Annotated in this window: 1 protein-coding gene; it reads left to right on the top strand. The window is 55.2% G+C overall.

The features are described 5' to 3' along the window. Positions 1 to 56: 56 nt before the first annotated feature. On the top strand, positions 57 to 707 hold a 651-nt coding region (locus tag AEAC466_RS43440; RefSeq protein ID WP_023460300.1), incomplete at its 3' end, for a phage portal protein.

Below are 707 nucleotides of genomic sequence, written 5' to 3'. Positions count from 1 at the left end.
AACTAATGAGTAAAAACAAAGGCCGCAAGCCATAGCCGCAAAAGAACCTGGCTAACATGAAAGCCGCCTCGCCGCAAAAAATGGAGGTGTTTACCTTTGGTGAGCCCAGCGCGGTGCTCGATCACCGTGACATTCTGGATTACGTGGAATGTGTGAATAACTGCCGCTGGTTCGAACCGCCGGTCAGTTTTACCGGGCTGGCGAAAAGCCTGCGTGCCGCCGTTCACCACAGCTCGCCAATTTACGTTAAGCGCAATATTCTGGCCTCAACGTTTTTTCCGCATCCTCTCTTGTCACAACAGGATCTTAGCCGGTTCGCGCTCCGCTTCCTTGTCTTCGGCAATGCGTTTTTAGAGCTCCGAAAGAGTGTCACCGGTCGCCTGGCGTCATCGGCGAAATACACGCGGCGTGACATTGAGGAGGATATCTACTGGTGGGTGCCATCCTTCGACCAGCCGCACGCGTTCGCGCCCGGCTCGGTGCTCCACCTGCTGGAACCAGGCATCAACCAGGAGCTGTACGGTATTCCGGAATACCTCAGCGCGTTAAATTCCGCCTGGTTGAATGAATCCGCCACACTATTTCACCGCAAGTATTACCAGAATGGCGCACACTCGGGGTACCTCATGCACGTGACGGACGCCGCGCAAAGCGGTTCCGATGTTGAGGCACTGCGTGATGCAATGCGCAGTTCAAAAGAACTCGGC

This window comes from Asticcacaulis sp. AC466 (genome assembly GCF_000495815.1).
Classification (GTDB): domain Bacteria; phylum Pseudomonadota; class Alphaproteobacteria; order Caulobacterales; family Caulobacteraceae; genus Asticcacaulis.
The sequence above is the reverse complement of the archived record's forward strand: the minus strand, read 5'-3'. Positions and strand labels throughout refer to the sequence as shown.